This window comes from Pseudomonas sp. H1h, assembly GCF_000633255.1.
Classification (GTDB): Bacteria; Pseudomonadota; Gammaproteobacteria; order Pseudomonadales; family Pseudomonadaceae; genus Aquipseudomonas.
Genome location: NZ_AYMJ01000029.1, coordinates 158,706 through 179,111, shown reverse-complemented (window position 1 = coordinate 179,111; position 20,406 = coordinate 158,706). Strand labels below are relative to the sequence as shown.

Below are 20,406 nucleotides of genomic sequence, written 5' to 3'. Positions count from 1 at the left end.
GTGTCTCCAATTTCTGACAAGGCCCGCCAATGACTGCCAAACGCACCTCCAGAGCACCCGCCGGCATGGTTCGGGTGCGTGGCGCCCGCGAACACAATCTGAAGAACGTCGACGTCGACATTCCTCGCGATGCGCTGGTGGTGTTCACCGGGGTGTCCGGTTCGGGCAAGTCGTCGCTGGCGTTCTCGACCTTGTACGCCGAGGCTCAACGACGTTACTTCGAATCCGTGGCGCCGTATGCGCGGCGGCTGATCGATCAGGTTGGCGTGCCGGATGTCGACTCCATCGAAGGTCTGCCGCCCGCCGTGGCCCTGCAACAGCAGCGTGGCACGCCGAGCACGCGTTCTTCGGTGGGCAGCGTGACCACATTGTCGAGCCTGATCCGCATGCTTTATTCGCGCGCCGGCAGTTATCCGCCGGGGCAGGCGATGCTGTACGCCGAGGACTTCTCGCCGAACACGCCGCAAGGCGCCTGCCCTGAGTGCCACGGCCTGGGACGGGTCTATGAGGTGACCGAGGCGCTGATGGTGCCCGATCCGAATCTGACCATTCGCCAGCGCGCCGTGGCGTCCTGGCCACTGGCGTGGCAGGGGCAGAACCTGCGCGATATTCTGGTAACCATGGGCATCGACGTCGATATTCCCTGGAAGAAGCTGCCGAAAAAACAGCGCGACTGGATCCTGTTCACCGAAGAAACCCCGACCGTGCCGGTGTATGCCGGGTTGACACCGGAAGAAACCCGGGTCGCCCTCAAGCGCAAACTGGAACCGAGTTACCAAGGCACTTTCACGGGGGCTCGACGCTACATCCTGCACACGTTCACCCATTCGCAAAGCGCCTTGATGAAGAAGCGTGTTTCGCAGTTCATGCTTGGCAGCCCGTGCCCGTTGTGTGACGGCAAGCGCCTCAAGCGCGAGGCGTTATCGGTGACGTTCGCCGGTTACGACATCGGAGAGCTGTCGCAGATGCCGTTGCTGCAAGTGGCCGAAGTATTGAAGCCCGTGGCCGCGGCCACGTATCTGGAACACGCCGAAGAAACTGGCGAAACCCTGAGCCATGCGCAAACCCGCGAGGCCCGTCAGCAACGGGTGGCCCACGGTGCCAGCGGCCACGCCAGCGCGCCGGATGTGCGCCATACGCCGAACCTGTCGCTGGAAAAGCGTCTGGCAGCGCAGCGCATTGCCGAGGATCTGCTGGAACGGGTCAGCACCCTGACCGACCTGGGCCTCGGTTATCTGGCACTGGAGCGCAGCACCCCGACGCTGTCTTCCGGCGAGCTGCAGCGATTGCGTCTGGCGACGCAACTGGGCTCGCAACTGTTCGGCGTGATCTACGTGCTCGACGAACCGTCCGCCGGCCTGCATCCGGCGGATGGCGAGGCGCTGTTCGAGGCTTTGCAGCGGTTGAAGGCTGACGGCAATACGCTGTTTGTGGTCGAGCATGATCTGGAGACCATGCGCCGTGCCGACTGGCTGATCGATGTCGGGCCGGCGGCGGGCGAGAAGGGCGGTCGGGTGTTGTACAGCGGTCCGCCGGCGGGGCTGGCCGAGATCGATGAATCGCAGACCCGCGCTTATCTGTTTGCCGAAACCCAAGGCACTTCGCGCACCGCGCGCAAGGCGCACGGCTGGCTGAAACTCGAGGGCATCACTCGCAACAACCTGAACCACCTCAGCGCCGAATTTCCCTTGGGCTGCTTCACCTCGGTGACTGGTGTTTCCGGCTCCGGCAAGTCGAGCCTGGTCAGTCAGGCGCTGCTGGAGCTGGTGGGCGCGCAGTTGGGGCGTCCAGTGGTTGAACCGGAGCCAGAAGAACTCAGCCTTGAAGATGACGCGCCGCAGGTCAGCAGCGGCCAGGTGACGGCGGGGCTGGAGTCGATCAAGCGGCTGGTGCAGGTCGATCAGAAACCGATTGGCCGCACGCCGCGTTCGAACCTGGCGACCTATACCGGGCTGTTTGACAACGTGCGCAAACTGTTCGCCGCCACCCCTCAGGCGCGGGCGGCTGGGTACGACGCCGGGCAGTTTTCCTTCAACGTCGCCAAGGGCCGTTGTCCGACCTGCGAAGGCGAGGGATTTGTCAGTGTTGAATTGCTGTTCATGCCCAGCGTGTACGCGCCGTGCCCGACTTGCCATGGCGCGCGATACAACCCGCAGACTTTGGCGATTTTGTGGCAAGGCTTGAGCATTGCGCAGGTGTTGCAATTGACGGTGGATGAGGCGGTTGAGGTGTTCGCCGAACAGCCGGGGATTCGCCGTTCGCTGGAGGTGCTGCATGACATCGGCCTGGGTTATTTAAGGCTCGGGCAACCCGCCACCGAGCTGTCCGGTGGCGAGGCGCAGCGAATCAAACTGGCCACCGAGCTGCAACGTAATCAACGCGGCGCGACCCTGTACGTGCTGGACGAACCGACCACCGGGTTGCACCCGCGAGACGTCGACCGGCTGTTGGAGCAACTGGATAATCTGGTCACGGCGGGCCACACGGTGATCGTGGTCGAGCATGAAATGCGCGTGGTGGCGAAGAGCGACTGGGTGATCGACATTGGCCCGGGGGCCGGGGATCAGGGCGGCAGGATTGTCGCGGCCGGCACGCCGCAGAAAGTCGCGGCGAGCAAGAAGAGCCGGACTGCGCCGTTTCTGGCGCGGGCCTTGAGCCAATAACCGCGTTACCGCGCCGGCCCCTTCGCGAGCAGGCTCGCTCCTACAGGGGGTGTGAGTCTTCCTGTGGGAGCCAGCCTGCTGGCGATGGCGATGACGGTTGTCAGGTGCCATCAAGCGTGCGCCGGACCTTGTCCAGCAGTTCGCTGATCTGGAATGGCTTGACCAGCATTTCCATGCCGCTGCCCAGAAACACCTGGCGATTGATCGCGGTCTCGGCGTAACCGGTCATGAACAGAATCGGCAAACCATCACGCCAGCCCCGCGCCACGTCTGCCAGCTCGCGCCCACTCATGCGTGGCAGGCCGACATCGGTCAGCAGCAGGTTGATCGTCGGATCATTCTGCAAACGTTCCAGCGCAGTTTCGATATCCGCCGCCTGGGTGCAACGATAACCCGCGTCCTCCAGCACCTCGGTGACAAACATGCGCACCGACGGCATGTCCTCGACAATCAGCACATGCTCACCGGCGCCTTGCGGGTCAACAACCGGCGGTGCGACATCAACCCCCGTCGGATCGCTGCTGGCCGGCAGCATGATGGTCACTTCCGTACCGCGCCGTGCGACGCTGCGGATATGTGCATCGCCACCGGACTGACGAGCGAAGCCGTAGATCGTCGACAACCCCAGCCCGGTCCCTTGGCCCAAGGGTTTGGTGGTGAAGAACGGATCGAACACCTTGTCGATCACGTTGTGCTCGATGCCGGTGCCGTCGTCGCGTACCGACAGTGCGACATACGCACCGTCAGCCAGGTTCGGATCGCCATGGGAGTACGCCGCGTAGGTGTTGACCCAGATATTGCCGCCCTTGGGCAATGCGTCCCGGGCATTGATCACCAGGTTCAGTACCGCGCTTTCCAGTTGCACCGGGTCGACCAACGCAATCGCCGGCTTGTTGGTCAGTTCGAGTTTGAGGGTAATGCGCTCACCGATGGTGCGTACCAGTAATTCTTCCAGCGAGCGCACATGTTCGTTGATGTCCACCGGCCGCGTATCCAACGGCTGCTGACGGGCGAAGGCCAGCAGGCGATGGGTGAGGGCGGCCGCACTCATGGCTGAATTCAACGCCGCTTCGGCGTAGAACTGCACCTTGTCCGGCCGCGCATCGGCCATGCGTTTCTGAATCAGTTCGAGACTGGTGATGATGCCGGTCAGCAGGTTGTTGAAGTCGTGGGCAATGCCGCCGGTGAGCTTGCCCAGCGCGTCCATCTTCTGCACTTGCAGCAGCTGCGATTCGGCGCGCACGCGTTCGGCGACTTCCTTGGCCAGTTGCGTGGTGGTGTCGTCCAGCCGGGCCAGGTGCGAGCGCTCGCGGTGGCGGTGTTCGGTGACGTCTTCGACGAACACCAGGCTTGACTGCGGCGTGCGATACGGTGAAATCTGCCACTCGGTTTCGCGGATCTCACCCTGCACGCGCATGTTCAGCGTGCCTTTCCAGCGCTCGCCATCGACCAGACGCAAGCGCAGCTCGTTGAGGATCGCGCCCTGGTTGTCGTCAAAGCATTCGCTGAGGGTTTCCGGGGTCCGGTTGTCCTGGATCAGCTGCGCGAAGGCGTGGTTGCACTCATGCACTTTGAGGTTGGCATCCAGCACTGCGATCGGCGCCGAGACGTTGACGAAAATCTCGCGGAAACGTGCCTCGCTCTCACGCAGCGCATTTTCCGTGTCGCGCACGCGCAGCAGGGTGCGCAGCGTCGCCAGCAGTACGTCCGCGTCCACCGGGTGTATCAGGTAGGCGTCGGCACCGGCGTCGAGACCCGTGATGATGTCCCCGGTCTGGATCGAGGCGGCAGACACGTGAATCACCGGCAACAACGCGGTGCGTACGTCGGCGCGCAGAATGCGCACGATGTCGAAACCGCTCATGTCCGGCAGATTGACGTCGAGAATCAGCGCATCAAGCAGTTCGCTCTCGATCAGCGCCAGGCCCTCGCTGCCGGTGCCGGCCTCCAGCACTTCGTAGCCATGGCGCTCCAAGCGCCGGCGCAAGGCGTAGCGGGTGGCAACGTTGTCGTCGACGATCAACAGACGGATGTCACGTTTCATCGACGTTCTCCAGGGCGAGCGCCAGTGGAATGATCACGAAAAAGGTCGAGCCGACCCCGGGTGTACTGTCCATCCCGACTTCGCCACCGAGCAGCGCAGCAAAGCGCTTGCACAGCGACAGGCCGAGACCGGTGCCGCGCAGGCGTTTCTGCAACGGCGAGTCAACCTGGGAGAAGTCCTCGAACAATGCGCCATGTAGCTCTGGCGCGATACCGATTCCGGTGTCGCTGACGGCGAAGCGCACGCGATCCAGCCCCTCCAAGCGCGCCGAGATTCGCACTTCGCCTCGTGTTGTGAACTTCAGCGAGTTGGAAATGAAGTTGCGCAGGATCTGCGCGAGTTTCTTGTCGTCGGTGTACAGGCGCGGCAGGCCGACCGGCTCTTCGAAGATCAAGTCCACCGCCGACGCATCGACGATTGGCCGGAACATGCCGCGCAGCGCGGAAAACAGGTCGAACATGTCGAACCACGCTGGGGAGATGGTGATCCGCCCGGCTTCGATTTTCGCCAGGTCGAGCAAATCATCGACCATGTCGCTGAGTTCGCGGGCGGCGTTGCTGACGAACGCCACCTGTTTGTGTTGCTCGGGACTCAGCGGGCCGTCGAGCTCATCGGCCAGCAGGCTGTTGATGCTCAGGATCGAACCCAGCGGGGTGCGGAATTCGTGGCTCATGTACGACAGAAAGCGGCTTTTCAGGTCCGACGCCTGCCTCAGCTCTTCCGCCTGGGTGTCGAGTTCGGCGTAGAGCGCAAGCACACCCTGGTTGGTCTCGTCGAGCTCCTCGCGCAGGGCTGCAGTCTCGCTCTGCAACTGGGCGATCAGTGCGGCCTGCTCGGCGGGATTGATTGTTGGCGACTCAGCCATGGACGGCCTCCAGGGCAACGACCAGCACCGTTACATCGTCGCGCCCGCGACAGAAGTCGCGGTGCAGGACGCTGGCTATCACGGCGGGATGGCGGTGCACCAGACCGGGGTAGTCTTGAAGATTCCAACGGGACTGCAAGCCGTCGCTGTACATGATCAATAGATGTCCGTTCACGTGAGCATAGTCAAAGGGCTGGGCTTTTCGGTATTGGCCGCCGACGATGCCCGGGTGCGAGGCCAGGCCCCGCGATTTGTCGGGGGCGATCAGGCTGGCGCCGATGTTGCCGACGCCGGTAAAGGTCAGGCCGTCGCGAGCAGCATTGAACTGCGCAAAGGCTGCCGCGCCGCCGCGGGTGCCGATCATGTCGCGGTGCATATCCTCCATCAGCAGCACCGGACTGGCGAACGGGGTTCGGGCGAAGGCCCGTTCGCCCGCCCTGGCCGCGCGTTCGGCATCCTCGCCGTGGCCGAGACCGTCGATCAGCAGTGCACTGACGTTGGCGCCGTTGTACGCCAGATGCCAGGTGTCACCGCAGGCCGGATCGTTGTGCAACGAGTGCTGGCTGACGCCGTAACGCAAGTCGGGCTGCCGGTCGCCACGTGGGTACAAACGCGCCAGCAGCACCGCGCCACGGGCATCGGCGTGCACGTCGAACACTTCTGTCTGGCGTGCCACGGCGCCAAGACCGATGCCTTGGGTACCGCCGGTGGAAAAACCATCGGTGAGGCAGGCGTCCAGGTCGAAACCCTGAGCACGATCGACCGCGAGCATCTCGATGCCAGACCCGTTGGCCCGTGGCAACAGCCGCAGGTGAAATTCGCCGCGACTGGCGTGCTTGAGTACGTTGCTCGCCAACTCGGTGGCGACCAGTGCCACGCGTCCGGCATCGGTCTCATCGAAACCCTGTTGCTCGGCAAGCCGTTGCGCAGTACGCCGTGCGTGGCCGATCTGGCTGCTGTCTTCGATCAGCAAGACCTGGGTCAGCGACCCGCTGATATTCATGTCCATCGGGTAATCGTTATACGAGTGCCCTTGCCGGGCTCGGTGTCCAGTTCAAACTCATCGACCAGTCGCTTGGCGCCGGTCAGCCCCAGCCCCAGGCCGCTGCCGGAGGTCCAGCCGTCGGTCATCGCCAGTTTGAGGTCGGCGATGCCCGGGCCTTCGTCGCGGAAGGTCAGGCGCAGGCCGGTCTTGCTGTTCTCGTCGAGGATCTGCCAGTCCATGTCGCCGCCACCGCCATAGACCATGGTGTTGCGCGCCAGCTCGCTGACGGCGGTCACCAGTTTGGTCAGGTCGATCAGGCGCATGCCGCATTCGGTGGCCAGTTTGCGCGCCGTCTGCCGGGCGAGCACCACGTCCTGCTCGATGTTGATCGGTTGAGTACCGCTACTGCGCACGGTCATTGTTGGCGTACTCGTTCCTGCAGCAGTTTCATCCCGCGCTCGACGTTCAGCGCGGTACTGACGCCCGGCAACGTCAGGCCAAGCTCGACCAGGGTGATCGCCACCGCCGGTTGCATGCCCACCAGCATGGTTTCGGCGTCCATGATTTTCGACAGGCCGGAGATGGTGCCGATCATCCGGCCAATGAACGAATCGACCATGTCCAGCGCCGAGATGTCGATCAACACCCCGCGCGCCGATGTCTTGCTGATGCGCTCGGACAGATCGTCCTGCAGGGTCAGGGCCAATTGGTCATGCATGTCGACCTGGATGGTGACGAGCAGAAAATCGCCCATTTGTAGGATCGGGATACGTTCCATCGGCTCAGACCGCTTTGCCGAGGCTGATGCCCAGGCGGGTGAGGGCGAGCTTCAGTGCATCAGCCAGGTTGGCTTTGGTCACCACGCCTTGCAGGTCGAGACCCAGGTGCACGATGGTCTGGGCAATTTGCGGACGCACGCCGCTGATGATGCAGTCCGCACCCATCAGGCGAATCGCGGTGACGGTTTTCAGCAGATGCTGAGCCACTAACGTGTCGACGGTCGGCACGCCTGTGATGTCGATAATGGCGATTTCCGAACCGGTGTCGACGATGCGTTGCAGCAGCGACTCCATGACCACTTGGGTGCGTTGCGAATCGAGGGTGCCGATCATCGGCAGTGCGAGTACGCCATCCCACAGCTTGACCACTGGGGTGGAGAGTTCCAGCAGTTCTTCCTGCTGGCGCTTGATTACCGCTTCACGGGATTTCTGGAAGGTGCGAATGGTGTGCATGCCGAAGGCGTCGAGCAGTTCGGAGATTTCCCAGAGCTGTTCGGCGAGTAGTGCCGGTTGCTCGCGGTAATGATTTTGCAGCAGGGCAAACAGGGGGCCCTTGAGGGAAAAAATGAAGCTGGCGGTCTGTTGCGAATCCTGCCCGAGCAGGGCGCGGCTGTGGGACAGTTTTTCGAGGAACTGGCGAGTGGTTTCCCAGCCCGCTGCGTTGATGTTGGTGCTGTTGTCGTTTTCCAGACCATTGACCACCAGTTGCAGAAATTCTGCGGTCTGCTGCTGCACGTCATGGTCTTTGAGGTTGCGGGTGGCACCGATGGCTTCCAGGCCGTTGATCCATTCGCTCAGCAGTTGTGGTTGTTTGTTCTTCATCGCATCGAGTGTGCTGTTCTGCAGTGCTGCCATGTGCCTGTTGCTCCGTAACGAATCAGGGGCCGGTTCTGCAAAAAATGACCGGCGTGAAGTCAGTGACCTTTGGCGTTCGAAATAGTTGTTCGTGGCCAAAAGGATATTTTTGATCTGGCGCAAGGAGCGCCCGAATAACTCTAGTCGGCATGGCTGCAGTTCGCGTTTTTTTGCGGGCGCAGCTTTGGCCTGGCAATAAAAAAGCCGCATCCGAGGGATGCGGCTTTGCGGCGGCGGGCGGCAGGTTTATTTGCTGGGGTGTTTGGCCTGCAGCTCTTTGGCAGCGGCCAGGTGTTTTTCCAGCGCCGGGAGCATTTTCTGCGCAAAGGCTTTCAGCTCCGTGGCGCCTTTGACCTGGTCGTCGGTGACGGTGTTGGCTTCTTTCTTGAACAGTTCGATGGTTTCTTCGTGGGCCTTGACCTGGTTGTTGGCGTAGGCCGCATCGAAGGATTCATCGCGCATGTCGAGGATCTTTTCCTTGGCCTGCTTGACCAGGGTGGTGGTGTCCGGGACCTTGATGTCATTGGCCTTGGCAATGCCGGCCAGCTCATCGTTGGCCTTGCCGTGATCGCTGATCATCATGTTGGCAAATGCCTTGATGTCGGCCGACTGGCTTTTTTCCAGGGCGAGGCGACTGGTCTCGATCTCCGAGATGCCACCGGCTGCAGCATTGTCGACAAAATTGTTCGAGGTGGCGGCGAAGGCACTGCCCATGCCGCTGCTCAAAGCGACAGCCAACACGAGATGACGCAGGTTGAATCCGTCCATTGGTGTTTCTCCACGCAGGTTTTTTGTTGACGTTACTCAATGGAGGGAACGGAGCGGGCAAAGGTTTGATCGCGTTTACGACAGGGCGACGAACGGCCACCGCTGGTCTGACAGGTGGTCGACAGAACGGCTCAACCAAGGCCATTCTGATACTGGCTGACGCAATCGGTCGCGTCGGCTGCCGATCAACTGACGGAGGTGTTCCATGCCGGTGACCCATGACCTGTATCAGGACTTGAAACTTACGAAGGAAGAGATCCAGCAAAAACGCACCGAGGATCCATTTCTGGACGCACTGATCAACAAGTATTCCCAGGCGGACGCCGAAGTAGTCAAGGCCGAGACGGCGACCTCGGATGCGCCCAGCGATGACACATTGAAGAAACTCAAAGAGAAACGCCTGCAGGTCAAAGACAAGATTGTTGCGCAGTTGCAGGCTCGATCCTGACCGTCAGTCGCGCCGCCGCCTCTGGGGGGTGAAACGACGGGAACGACGACCACGAACGGCACCTCGAATGTTCAGAGTCTTCATTTAGCGACTCTTTGCGAGGTGCCTTATGAACCAACCCAGATTCCCCAGTGAAGAGCAGGGCGCATTCGACCCGGTTCCAACACATCCGGAGCCCAACAGCCCGGCGCACACCACGACCGTGCCTGAAGAGCCGGACAAGGATCTTCCAGAAGACGAAGACCCCGACAAGTTCGACAGATCCGGCAACTGAAACACCGCCTTCGCGAGCAAGCCCGCTCCCACAGGGCCCAGTGGCGTTAACAAGATTTGCAGACAACCCACTAACTTGTGGGAGCGAGCCTGCTCGCGAAGAGCCCGGCACATCCAGCATTTTTTTCGCCTGGACCACCGCTTTCGCGAGCAAGCCCGCTCCCACAGGGCCCAGTGGCGTTAACAGGATTTGCAGACAACCCACTAACTTGTGGGAGCGGGCTTGCTCGCGAAGAGGCCAATCCGGTCGATATCATCATCGCCTGACACAGCGCCTTCGCGAGCAGGCTCGCTCCCACAGTTGAAATGCGCTGCCTCTGTGGGAGCGGGCTTGCTCGCGAAGAGGCCAACCCGGTCGAGATCATCATCGCCTGACACAGCGCTTTCGCGAGCAAGCCTGCTCGCACCTTTGCCAAGTATTACTTCAGCGCCTCAGCCAACGGCAACCGCGCCATGTGCGAAGCCTTCAGCGACCCCAGGTACAACCAGTCCCCATACTCGCGCGCCGTGGTGATCGGCGAGTAATTGCCGCTACTGGCGTCCTGCAGGTTGGCGATCACCTTGCCCTGCAGATCCAGCCCCAGCACGAACCCGCGTTTCTCTACTGGCTTGGGCAGCACGGTGAGTGCCCGCACGATCATCTTGCGCACCAGCGGATACCCGGCGGTGCCATCGAGCAAGGCATTGCGCGGCGCGTAGAGCGCGACCCAGAAGCGGTTGCTGCCATTGAAGGCGAGGTTGTCCGGCAGGCCCGGCAGGTTGTCGATGAACAGGTCGTGAGTCCCCGCCTTGGGGCCGCTCAGCCAGTAACGGCTGATGCGATAGGCGCCGGTTTCATTGACCAGCACATAGGCGTCATCCGGGCCGAGGGTCACGCCGTTGGCGAATTCCAGCTTGTCGAGCAGCACGCTGGTCTTGCCGGTCTGAAAGTCGTAACGCAGCAAACGCCCATCGCCACCGTGTTCGATGATTGCCTCACCGTCATGACCATAGCCCCAGCGACTGCTGGCATCGCTGAAGTAGGCGTAATGCCCGGCCTTGTCGATGGCCACATCGTCGGTGAAGCCGAACGGCAGGCCGTTGGCCTCAGTGGTCAGGGCAATCAGCCGGCCTTGGGCGTCGAGTGACAGCAAGCCCTTGACCCCGTCGGCGATCACCAGCAAGCCGTTGGGATGCCGCGCCAGGCCCAGAGGACGGCCGCCGGTGTCGCTGAGGACTTGGCGTGACTGGCCATCGAGGCTGGTGCGGATCAGCCGTCCGTCATGCAGGCCGGTGATCAGGAAATCGCCTTCCAGCAGCAGGGCTTCCGGGCCATCGATGTCGCCGGGGCCGACCTGTTCGGCGGCTTTGAGCCGCTGGTTTTCGGCGTATGGCCCCTCGCTCAGTGAGGGTGTCGCTGGCGGCTTCCAGGCCACCGGCTGAACCTTGGTTGGCATCAACAGCAAAAAGGCGATGACGAGGATGACCAGCAGCAACAGCAGTCGCTTCATGAATGATGCCCCGTCAGCGCCAGGTGCTTGAGTGCCATGTCGCGCAGGGCCTGCATCGACGTAGCCGATTCACGCTCGATGCGCCGCTTCAACAGCAACAGATTGGCAACGCGCATGCCTAATCCGTCGAACCGATAATCCAGGGTGCGCACAAACCGCGTGCCGGCGGCTTCGGCGGTGCATTCGTAGGTCAGCAGCAGCGATAAACCGTGATCGCCCCGCGCCCGTGCGCACCAGCGCCGCCCGGGCAGGTATTCGCTGACTTCCCAGCTCAAGTGACCGGCGCGCCCGCCGGCATGGATGTCTTCTTCAAAGCGCGCCCCGGCATGCAACGGGCCTTGCGGGCCGTCGATTTTCAGCGACGACGGGTGCCATTCGGGCCAGTGATGGACGCTGGCGGCGTAACGAAGCACGGCGATCGGCTCGCCAGCGATGTCGATCTGATGCTGCATGCGGGTCATGGGCGGTCTCGAATAACGCAGCGGGGCGGGTTGCGGCTCCCAGTACAGGGTGCCGAACAGGTAATCCATCAACGGCAACACGATGTTGAAATTGCGCTCCTGCATGCGCTCGCGGCGGTGATGCAGTTCATGCAGATGACGCATCTGGCGGATCCACGGCAGGCGGGTCAGCGGATTATTCGGCGGCAGATGCTCGCAGGCGTGAAACACCTCGTAGGTCAGGTAGCCCAGCACCATGCAGCCGCCGAACAGCCCGGCGACGTTGGCGTTGACCTGTGCAAACAGCCACCACAGCGGCAGCGTGATGATCAGCGTATGCACCACGATCAGCCAGGCCGGAAACAGGATCACTCGCCAGTCGCGGGCGCCGTCATAGGTCATGTGCCCGGGCGTGAAAAAGCTGTGGTGGTCACCGGCATGCCGCGCATAAAACAGTTTGGCGAACGTTTTTTTGTGATGGCCGAGATGGCGATGGACCATGTACACGCCAAAGTTGAAGAACAGCAGGGTCAGCGGCACGGTCAGCCATTCCAGCGCTCGTACCTGCTGTACGCTGCTCCAGAACGCGCCAATCGCCAGTACGCCGAACAGCAGCACGAAGGCGCCGTGCAGCCACGGGTTGTACAGCGGATGGATGGCCGCACGGTAGCGGCTGCGGAATGCCTCGGTGGTCTGCCTCAATGCGTTCACCTGTGGGTATTGTTGTTATACCCGGCAGATTAGCCGATCCGGCTGCTTGTGCAGGCCGGACCTTGAGGTCAGTTGCGCCATGCTCCGGTGTAAAGCGGCCGATTCAGCTCAACGGGTTCCAGCGCTGCGACCAGTCGTCATCGGTCTCGATCACCTGACGCAGCAGATCGAAGGCCTGCTGCAGAGTGGCTGAGTCGCGTTCGCGGGCGTACACCAGATAGGTCGGGTAGCCGAATTCCGGGGCCTTGGTCACCGCTTCCAGCGCACCGCTTTCCAGATAGCTGCGCACCACGCGGGTGCGGAAGTAGCCGCTGCCACCGTGTTCGAGGATGTATTGCAGGGCCAGCGGGCCGAGGTTGAAGCTCAGCGCGGCCTTGGCTTTGTCCGGCAGGGCGGCGTCGTGCTGCCGGCGAAAGTCCGGCCCCCAGTCGATGTAGACGTAGGGATCCGGGCGATTCGGGGCACGTACCAGAATGAGTTTTTCCTCCAACACCTGCTCGACTTGCAGGCCGGGCCAGTATTCCGGCTGATAGACCAGTGCGGCATCGAGCACGCCGAGTTCGAGTTGGCGCAGCAGGTTTTCGCCGTCGCGGATTTCCATGCGCAGCGCATGCCCGGGGATTTTCGCGCGCAGTTCAGCCGCCCAACTGAGCATCAACGGGTTGCACAGGCTGACTTCGCCGCCGATGTGCAGCACATTGTGATAACCGTCCAGCAGCGGCAGGTCACGCCGCGCTGCCTCCCAGGTTTGCACCAGTTGGTTGGCGTAAACCACGAAGGCCTCGCCATTGGCCGTCAACCTCGCGCCGGCGCGGTTGCGCACGAACAGCGTACTGCCCAGTTGGCTTTCGAGCTTCTGCACCCGGGCGGTGATCGCTGTTTGCGTGACGAACAGCTTCTGCGCCGCGGCGGCCAGGCTGCCGTGGCGGACGATTTCCAGAAAGGTGCGGGCGAGGTCGATGTCCATGGGCGGGCCGGTGTCTGAGGTGCAGGCATTGTAAGTGCCGGCTCGACACCGCGTCATCGTTCATCGCGAGCAGGCTCACTCCCACAGGGAGCTGCGGTGGCCATGGATTTTATGACCGACACAACCCCCCTGTAGGAGTGAGCCTGCTCGCGATGGTGGAATATCTGTCAAACCAACATTGACTGACCCACCGCTTTCGCGGGCAAGCCCGGCTCCCACAGGGATCGGTGGTGTCCATGGATTTTATGACCGACACAAACCTCTGTAGGAGTGAGCCTGCTCGCGATGGCGGTCTGTCTGTCAAACCAACATTGACTGACCCACCGCTTTCGCGGGTAAGCCCGGCTCCCACAGGGATCGGTGGTGTCCATGGATTTTATGACCGACACAAACCCCTGTAGGAGTGAGCCTGCTCGCGATGGCGGTCTGTCTGTCAAACCAACATTGACTGACCCACCGCTTTCGCGGGTAAGCCCGGCTCCCACAGGGATCGGTGGTGGCCATGGATTTTGTGAGCGATGCAGAAACCTGTGGGAGCCGGGCTTGCCCGCGAAGAGGCCCGCCCGGTCACCGCATCATCAACCCGCCAATTCGACCTTGCGCACTCGCGCCCAGTCCGCGACCAATCGCGCCGGGGTGCCGCAGGCTTTGCGCTTGTAAACGAAATGACTGCACTTCTCGGCGAACTGGTTGCGGTTGTAGAGCATGTCTTCCTGCATTTCCTGCAGCTCGCTTTCCCGGCATTGCTCGATCAGCACCTGATCAGCGCGCAACTTGCGTTCACGCACGGCGGCATAGGTCGGATCGGTCAGCGCCGCGTTGGCCCGTTGCAGCAGCCACAGCGAGAACTCGTCCGGGCAGCGCGGGCCGATTTCCTGGACCATGCCCAGTTGCAGCGCCTGCGTGGCGCTGACCGGCAGACAGGCCTGGGTCAGTTGTTCGGCCATCGTCGGGCCGACCGCGCGGGGCAGGCTGTAGGTCCAGTATTCCGAGCCATACAGGCCCATGCTCTTGTAGTGCGGATTGAGCACGATGTCAGCCCGGGCAAACACAATGTCGGCCGCCAGTGCCAGCATCACGCCGCCGGCCCCGGCATTGCCGGTCACGCCACTGACCACCAGTTGCGGTGCGCTGAGCAGTTCGGCGCAGACATCGTCGATAGCCTGAATATTCGCCCAGGCCTCGGCGCCCGGGTCCTGCGCGGCCTGAATCACGTTCAGGTGCACACCGTTGGAAAAGCTGCCGCGCCCGCCTTTGATCAACAGCACCCGGGTGTCACGGGACTTGGCCCAGCGCAGCGCCTCGACCATACGCTGACACTGTTCGGTGCTCATCGCGCCGTTGTAGAACTCGAAGGTCAGCTCACCGACGTGCCCGGACTCGCGGTAGCGGATTGGCTGATACGCCTGCTCGTTGAACGGCTGGTTGGCGATCGACCAGTCGAGGGTTGGCACACCGGCCAGTTGCCCGGTCAGCACGTGCCGTGCCGGTTGTTTGAAGGTTTCTTCGCCGGGCAATGGTTTGCGCCGCAGCGAGCCGATCCACAGGCTGTGGTCACCGGTAGCGACGAGCACCGCGTCGTCATGCACCGCGAGGATCTTGCCGGGAATGCCGGTGCGCTGATCAAGGTGCGCGTCGTACACGTAATACTGCCCGCCGGCCAGACTCGCCAATACCCCGGGCTGGCCGTCGGCGGCGTCGATGCAGCGTTTGATGAAGCGCGAGCAGTCGTGCCAACTGAAGGTGCGATCGTCCTGCTTCATGTTCGGTTGCAAGCGGCCACGGACTTTCGGGTCGGCGTAATCCAGCGCGACCGGAGTGAAGCCGTCGATGAATTTCTCGACCACTTCGCGAATGCACAGAATGGCCGCATCGCTGACGCGACCGTTGTACAGCTCGGATTTGCGCAAACCCGACGGCAGGTTGAATTCGCAGGTGGCCCAGACCGGGCCGGCGTCCATTTCTTCCACCGCTTGCAGGGCGGTCACGCCCCAACGGGTCAGCTCGTTGCTGATCGCCCAGTCCAGCGCACTGGCACCACGATCGCCGACGATGCCCGGGTGGATGATCACCACCGGACGTCGCGCATTGCTCCAGAGTGCGTGCGGCACGCGGTCCTTGAGAAACGGGCAGATCACCAGATCGGCGCCGCTGTGTTCGATCTGTTCGCACACCGATGCTTCGTCGGTGAACACCACGACGCTGGGCGAATGCCCGGCCTGACGCAGTTCCAGCCAGGCGCGTTGGGTCAGGCCGTTGAATGCCGAGGACAGCAGAATAATCTTCAGTGATCGCATGGTTTTCTTCCTTGAAGGGACAGCCGCGGGCTCTCGGTGAGCCGTCCTTGGCTTTCGATGGAGCGCGCAGATTAGTGAGTGCTTCAGGGCGTCCCACTGACCGGGGTCAACGTTGTGTCAGTCAATATTTTTGCGGCGACGGCGCGTCTTATTCTTAATAGTTTGATTATCCTGATTTTTAATTACTTCAAATGTAAGCAGTGCTATTGCACAGTCGCCCCTGATTCAGAGCCGGACGATCCCGGCAGAACGATGGTTTTTCGCAGCGGGTGGGACCCGTTTCAGGGAGCAAGGCATGGGTGATGTTCAGAACCCGCATTACCGGATGATTGGGCAAATGTTCCAAAAGGACTATCGCTGGCTGTGCGCTGCCGTTGGCCGCACGCTGGGTTGCCCACACAGTGCACAAGACATCGCATCGGAAACGTTTCTTCGGGTGTTGGCCCTGCCGGACCCGACCGCCATTCGTGAACCAAGGGCACTGTTGACCACCATCGCCCGGCGCCTGGTCTATGAGGGCTGGCGCCGCCAGGACCTCGAACGCGCCTATCTGGAAAGCCTGGCGCTGGCGCCCGAACCGGTGCATCCATCGCCGGAAGAACGGGCGCTGGTGATCGAGGCGCTGCTGGCGGTCGATCGCTTGCTCAACGGTTTGTCGGCCAAGGCCAAGGCCGCGTTTCTCTACCATCAACTGGACGGATTGACCTACAGCGAAATCGGCGAACGCCTCGGCGTTTCAACCAGCCGCGTGCAGCAATACATGGTTGAGGCTTTCAAGCGTTGCTATCAGGCGATGCAGGCATGAGGCCGGACGAAGCGGTGATCGATGAGGCGGCGCAATGGATGGCGCTGTTGCAGTCCGGCGAAGCCAGCGCCGGTGAATGCGCGGCGTTCGAGGCATGGCGAGCGGCTGACCCACGGCATCAGCGGATCATCGAACAGATGGGCGGCGGCCTTAGCCTGTTGCGCCATCCGACCCTTCGCGGGTTGCCGCGCAACAGTCTGCTGCACAGCCTGAATGCGCCATCGAGCCGGCGACGTTTTCTCAGCGGCAGCCTGAGTGTGCTCGGCGTCGCCGTGTTGGCCGGGTTGCTCGGACGTCGTTACGGCTGGCTGCCGGAGGCCGGGGAACTGGCGACTGGCACCGGTGAACGACGCAGTTTCACTCTGGAGGATGGCAGTGCGCTGAGTCTGAATGCGCGGACGCGGGTGGTGGCGCAGTTCGATCCGCAGCAGCGCCTGTTGGCGTTGCGCAGTGGCGAGTTGCTGGTGGACGTGGCCAAGGATCCTTCGCGACCGTTTGTGGTCGCGACCGAACACGGCCGGATGCGTGCGCTCGGAACGAAATTTCTCGTGCAACAGAGCGATGATTTTACCCGGCTGGTGATGCTGCATTCACAGGTTGAAGTGGTCACGGCCGGCGGTGCGCGGCAAGTGGTGGAGGCGGGGGAGAGTCTGTCGTTCAACGCGCAGGGCATTCTGGCTCTGGAACGCAGCAACGGTCAGGAAGGCGCCTGGGTGCAAGGTCGCCTGGAAGTGCGTGACCGGCCGCTGAGTGAAGTGATCGACAGCCTGCGCCGCTACCGCCGGGGCATCCTGCACCTGAGTCCCGAGGTGGCCGATTTGCGCCTGAGCGGCCTTTATCCGCTCGACGACAGTGACCGCACCCTGCAACTGCTGGAGCGTTCGCTGCCGATCCGCGTTACCTGGCACAACCCGTACTGGGTCAGCATCGGCGCGCGGTTATAGCCTCATAACTTCTTGGCCTAATCGCCGCCCTATAAAAAGCGCCGGCCCGCTGCTCATTCCCTGCAGACGCCTTCAACAGGGAAGCCCCTCGATGCTCTCACTCAAACAACAATTACCTTGCCTGACCCTCGCCGCCGCATTGGCGTTGGGGCTTGGGCCGATCGCGGTTTACGCGCAGGATTCTGCGACCCAGGTTTTCACTTTCGACATTGCCAGTGGGCCGCTCGATGAGGTGCTGCTGGACATTTCGCGCCAGACCGGCGTCCCCATTTCCTTCAGCCAGAACCTGGTGCAAGGCAAGCGCAGCAGTGCGGTGCGCGGTGCGTTGGGCGGACGCCAGGCGGTGGAGAAAGCGCTGCTCGGCAGCGGCCTGCAAGTCGAGCAAAGCGCTCAAGGCCTGAGCGTGCGCGAAGGCGAGGCGCGCACGCCGGTAGCGGCGAAAGTCAGCGCCGTGGCACCGGCCACCAGTGCCGATTACCGCATGGAAAAAGTCACCGTCACCGGCTCGCGAATCGCCCGGGCGCAGAGCGATGGCGCGACCCCGGTCAACGTCATCACCCATGAAGAGATGGAAGCGCGCGGCTACAAGAACGTCTACGACGCGTTGGCCACACAAACGCAAAACACCGGCATGACCCAGGGCGAGGATTACGGCAACACCTGGCAACCGGCGGCCAGCGCGATCAACCTGCGCGGCCTCGGGCCCAACCACACACTGGTGTTGATCAACGGCCGGCGCGTTGCCGATTACCCGACGCCGTACGATGGCAAGGTCAACTTCACCAACCTGGCGAACATTCCATCGGCGGTCATCGACCGTATCGAAATCCTCAGCAGCGGGGCCTCGGCGATCTACGGTTCGGACGCGATTGCCGGGGTGGTCAACATCATCCTCAAGAAGCAAATCAATGGCATCGACGTCAATCTCAAGGGCGGTACCAGCGAGCGCGGCGGTGGCGACAACCAGCGTCTGCAAATCAGCGGCGGCGGCAGTTGGGGCGATTTTGACGGCTTGTTCGGCGTGGAACTGACCAACCGCGATCCGATCTGGGCCGACGACCGTGGCTTCATGCAGAGCGGGCCGCTGGCGGACGTCGGCTACCGCCGCGACCTGAGCAACAACCGCTACCTCGGCCCCGGTTGCGGCGCTTATCAAGGCACCTTCGACAACAAGCTGCTGAACAACGCTGGCCGCTGCCGCACCGATCAGATGTACAACGATTACTGGACCATTCAAACGCAAAAGGAAAACTACGACGGCTACACCCGCGGTACCTGGCACTTCAGTGACAGCGGCCAGGTATTTGCCGACCTGATGTATGGCCTCGATCACATCCAGAACAACACGCGGGGTCCGACCTTCACCTCGCCGGATTTCATCAACCAGAACAGCGGCAATCTGGAGCGCTGGTATCGGCGTTATGGCGAAGAGGAAATCGGTGGTCGCACCAGCAACAACAGCAAGTGGACCGACACGTCATGGACCGGCACCCTCGGCCTCTCGGACAAGATTGCCGACACCGGCTGGCGTTACGATCTGGCGGCCAACCGCTCGGAATACCGCAGCGTCAGAACCACGCGCTACACGCCGCTGGCCTCGATTCAGGACTTCTACCTCGGCCCGCAACTGGGCACGCGTGACGGCTACCCGGTGTTCGCCCCCGATGCTTCACGCCTCGACCGGCCGCTGACGCCTCAGGAATGGGAGCAGTTTCGCAGTAACCTGACCCAGCGCAGCAAGTCGGTCTCGACCAGTTACAACGCTTCGATCAACGGCGATCTGTTTGACTTGCCGGCCGGCCCGGTGGGGTTTGCCGGCGTGCTGGAGGCGGGCAAACAGGAATACCGCGTCGACCCGGATGACGGCCTGAATGACGGCACATTCTATGGCGTGAGCCCGGCGCAAAGTTCCGGTGGTTCGCGCAAACGTTATGCCGCCGGTGGCGAGTTCAGCATTCCGGTCACCGACACCGTGCTGGCAACAGCCGCTGGGCGCTGGGATCAATACAAGTTCAGCGATCGTAGCGAACAGCAGAAGACCTACAACCTGGGCCTGGAATGGCGCCCGATCAGCAGCCTGTTGCTGCGTGGCAGCTATGGCACCAGTTTCCGCGCGCCGGATTTGAACTACATCTACCAGTCCGACAGCAACGGCTACTACCCCGCGCAAATCGATTACTACGGTTGCAGCCAGGGTGTGCAGGGCGCGTGTGATCGCGGGCGGGTCGATTACACCCAGAGCGGCACGCCAGACCTTGAGTCCGAGCGCGGCAAATCCTGGACCTACGGTTTTGTCTGGTCGCCGTCGCGCAATTTCGATTTCTCCACGGATTTCTGGCGAGTCGAGATCGACGACCTGCTGACCACCGTCGACGAAAACCGTCTGTTGCAGCAAGAGAACGAATGCCGCAACGGCACCCAGGACATCAACTCGGCCAACTGCCAATCCACCTTGGCGCGCATCGACCGCAACCCGGGTAATGCCGCCATCGACCCCAACCAGTTGCAACGGGTGCGGGTCAACGCGATCAACGCCGCCAGCGAGCGGGTCAGCGGCCTGGACTTCAAAAGCAACATCCGCTGGGGCGCGGGCCAGTACGGCGCGTTCAGTTCGGCGCTGGGCTATACGCTGGTGCTGTCGCATTTCTACAAGGAGTCGGACGAGGCACCGACCCAGGACTTGCGCACTTCGCGCACCAACTACGACTGGCGCAGCAAGGTCAACGCCAGCCTGACCTGGGATTATCAGAAGGCCACGGCGACGCTGATGGGCATTCGCTACGGCTCGGTCACCAACGGCGCGGGTGACGGGCGGCTGTCGCCATGGACGGTGTTCAACGCCAGTGCACGCTACAAGCTCAATGAGCGCGCCAGCGTCGGGTTGACGGTGAACAACGTACTCAACCAGATCAAGCACGATGACTCGGCCGGCTGGCCGTATTACCCGACCGGCAACTACGACCCCTACGGGCGGCAGTGGTGGCTGGATGTGAGTTATCACTTCGGTAGTTGAGCGCGCAGTTAATGTATTACCGGCAAGTCTGTCAGAACCGTACGGCGACTGCTGAAGGA

17 protein-coding genes are annotated in these 20,406 nt (G+C 62.2%); 6 read left to right on the top strand and 11 right to left on the bottom strand.

The features are described from left to right. Nucleotides 1-29: 29 nt before the first annotated feature. Nucleotides 30-2,663 carry an excinuclease ABC subunit UvrA gene (locus U862_RS0123040; RefSeq protein WP_025112572.1) on the top strand — a complete coding sequence of 878 codons (2,634 nt, stop codon included), beginning with the start codon at nucleotides 30-32 and terminating at the stop codon, nucleotides 2,661-2,663. 100 nt (nucleotides 2,664-2,763) lie between these two features. Here the strand turns inward: U862_RS0123040 and U862_RS0123035 are convergent, their stop codons facing one another. The 7 genes from U862_RS0123035 to U862_RS0123005 form a co-directional block, all read right to left on the bottom strand. Continuing rightward, nucleotides 2,764-4,707 carry a response regulator gene (locus tag U862_RS0123035; protein WP_025112571.1) on the bottom strand — a complete coding sequence of 648 codons (1,944 nt, stop codon included), beginning with the start codon at nucleotides 4,705-4,707 and terminating at the stop codon, nucleotides 2,764-2,766. Then, on the bottom strand, nucleotides 4,697-5,572 hold the full coding sequence (locus U862_RS0123030) for a sensor histidine kinase KdpD (RefSeq protein WP_025112570.1): 876 nt from the start codon (nucleotides 5,570-5,572) through the stop codon (nucleotides 4,697-4,699). Before U862_RS0123030 ends, U862_RS0123035 begins: the two co-directional genes overlap by 11 nt. Continuing rightward, nucleotides 5,565-6,575, bottom strand: a complete 1,011-nt coding sequence (locus U862_RS0123025; protein WP_025112569.1) for an ATP-binding protein — start codon at nucleotides 6,573-6,575, stop codon at nucleotides 5,565-5,567. The genes U862_RS0123030 and U862_RS0123025 overlap by 8 nt, the downstream gene beginning before the upstream one ends. Further along, nucleotides 6,572-6,976, bottom strand: coding sequence for an anti-sigma regulatory factor (locus U862_RS0123020; protein WP_025112568.1), 405 nt, complete (start codon nucleotides 6,974-6,976; stop codon nucleotides 6,572-6,574). Before U862_RS0123020 ends, U862_RS0123025 begins: the two co-directional genes overlap by 4 nt. Further along, nucleotides 6,973-7,335: an STAS domain-containing protein gene (locus U862_RS0123015; protein WP_025112567.1), complete on the bottom strand. Its 363-nt coding sequence runs from the start codon at nucleotides 7,333-7,335 to the stop codon at nucleotides 6,973-6,975. Before U862_RS0123015 ends, U862_RS0123020 begins: the two co-directional genes overlap by 4 nt. Before the next feature lie 4 nt (nucleotides 7,336-7,339). Next, the gene (locus U862_RS0123010) at nucleotides 7,340-8,191 is read right to left on the bottom strand and encodes an STAS domain-containing protein (protein ID WP_025112566.1); all 852 of its coding nucleotides are present in this window, start codon (nucleotides 8,189-8,191) and stop codon (nucleotides 7,340-7,342) included. A gap of 246 nt (nucleotides 8,192-8,437) precedes the next feature. Further along, on the bottom strand, nucleotides 8,438-8,959 hold the full coding sequence (locus U862_RS0123005) for a DUF4142 domain-containing protein (protein WP_025112565.1): 522 nt from the start codon (nucleotides 8,957-8,959) through the stop codon (nucleotides 8,438-8,440). A 205-nt stretch (nucleotides 8,960-9,164) separates the two neighbouring features. On the opposite strand from U862_RS0123005, the gene U862_RS0123000 reads away from it, so the two are divergent. Together U862_RS0123000 and U862_RS30945 are read left to right on the top strand one after the other, a co-directional pair. Then, nucleotides 9,165-9,407 (top strand): YdcH family protein, encoded by a 243-nt coding sequence (locus U862_RS0123000; RefSeq protein ID WP_003225561.1) that lies wholly within the window; start codon nucleotides 9,165-9,167, stop codon nucleotides 9,405-9,407. 109 nt (nucleotides 9,408-9,516) lie between these two features. Continuing rightward, on the top strand, nucleotides 9,517-9,681 hold the full coding sequence (locus U862_RS30945) for a hypothetical protein (RefSeq protein ID WP_177327365.1): 165 nt from the start codon (nucleotides 9,517-9,519) through the stop codon (nucleotides 9,679-9,681). A gap of 418 nt (nucleotides 9,682-10,099) precedes the next feature. Here U862_RS30945 and U862_RS0122995 read toward each other — a convergent pair whose 3' ends face one another. The 4 genes from U862_RS0122995 to U862_RS0122980 all read right to left on the bottom strand — a co-directional run bounded on the left by U862_RS0122995 (nucleotide 10,100) and on the right by U862_RS0122980 (nucleotide 15,585). Continuing rightward, entirely contained in the window at nucleotides 10,100-11,170 is a 1,071-nt protein-coding gene (locus U862_RS0122995; protein ID WP_025112564.1) for an SMP-30/gluconolactonase/LRE family protein, read from the bottom strand. Next, nucleotides 11,167-12,312 (bottom strand): SRPBCC family protein, encoded by a 1,146-nt coding sequence (locus tag U862_RS0122990; protein ID WP_025112563.1) that lies wholly within the window; start codon nucleotides 12,310-12,312, stop codon nucleotides 11,167-11,169. Before U862_RS0122990 ends, U862_RS0122995 begins: the two co-directional genes overlap by 4 nt. A 112-nt stretch (nucleotides 12,313-12,424) precedes the next feature. After that, nucleotides 12,425-13,288, bottom strand: a complete 864-nt coding sequence (locus tag U862_RS0122985; protein WP_025112562.1) for a LysR family transcriptional regulator — start codon at nucleotides 13,286-13,288, stop codon at nucleotides 12,425-12,427. Nucleotides 13,289-13,866: 578 nt separating this feature from the next. Then, entirely contained in the window at nucleotides 13,867-15,585 is a 1,719-nt protein-coding gene (locus tag U862_RS0122980) for a hydrogenase maturation protein (protein ID WP_025112561.1), read from the bottom strand. Nucleotides 15,586-15,880: 295 nt separating this feature from the next. Between U862_RS0122980 and U862_RS0122975 the strand changes: the two genes are divergently transcribed. The 3 genes from U862_RS0122975 (at nucleotide 15,881) to U862_RS0122965 (ending at nucleotide 20,347) form a co-directional block, all read left to right on the top strand. After that, nucleotides 15,881-16,390 carry a sigma-70 family RNA polymerase sigma factor gene (locus U862_RS0122975; protein WP_003225554.1) on the top strand — a complete coding sequence of 170 codons (510 nt, stop codon included), beginning with the start codon at nucleotides 15,881-15,883 and terminating at the stop codon, nucleotides 16,388-16,390. Further along, entirely contained in the window at nucleotides 16,387-17,334 is a 948-nt protein-coding gene (locus U862_RS0122970; protein WP_025112560.1) for a FecR domain-containing protein, read from the top strand. The genes U862_RS0122975 and U862_RS0122970 overlap by 4 nt, the downstream gene beginning before the upstream one ends. A 91-nt stretch (nucleotides 17,335-17,425) precedes the next feature. Continuing rightward, nucleotides 17,426-20,347, top strand: coding sequence for a TonB-dependent receptor (locus U862_RS0122965; RefSeq protein WP_025112559.1), 2,922 nt, complete (start codon nucleotides 17,426-17,428; stop codon nucleotides 20,345-20,347). The last annotated feature ends 59 nt before the right edge of the window (nucleotides 20,348-20,406 follow it).